The following is a 518-nucleotide window of genomic DNA, read 5'->3' as shown; positions in this document are numbered from 1 at the left end:
TGCTCAACGCAACCACCTGCCTCAAGCACCAGGCTGCCCTTTCGATCGCGTACGGGGCAGGCCTGCGGGTGGCCGAGGTCGCCGCCCTCAGGGTCAGTGATATCGACAGCGAACGCATGCTGCTCAGGGTCGAACGGGGCAAAGGGGGGACGATATCGCAACGCCATGCTTCCGGCAGACCTCCTGCCCCTGCTGCGGGAGTGGTGGAAGGCCGGACGCCAGCAGGGCGTGATACATTCGGGTGGCTGGCTGTTTCCCGGGCAGGATACCATGAGGCCCATCAGCACACGGCAACTCCATCGCGTGGCTGTCGATGCGGCGCGGGCCGCTGCGATCACCAGACGTGTGGGGCCTCATACCCTGCGGCACAGCTTTGCCACGCACCTGCTTGAGGATGGTGTCGATGTCCGCGTGATCCAGGTTCTGCCGGGTCATTCCCGTCTGGAGACCACGGCCCTTTATACAAAAGTTGCGACACGGACCGTGCGGGCCGTCATCAGTCCGCTCGACAGGCTGGG

Annotated in this window: 1 protein-coding gene; it reads left to right on the top strand. The window is 64.9% G+C overall.

Annotated elements, in window-relative coordinates:
* Positions 1–165: 165 nt before the first annotated feature.
* Positions 166–518: tyrosine-type recombinase/integrase (locus MSKU9_RS17105; protein ID WP_264371863.1), on the top strand; the 353-nt coding region annotated here is incomplete at its 3' end.

The organism is Komagataeibacter diospyri (genome assembly GCF_006538165.1).
Classification (GTDB): domain Bacteria; phylum Pseudomonadota; class Alphaproteobacteria; order Acetobacterales; family Acetobacteraceae; genus Komagataeibacter; species Komagataeibacter diospyri.
This window is presented reverse-complemented; position numbering and strand designations above follow the sequence as displayed.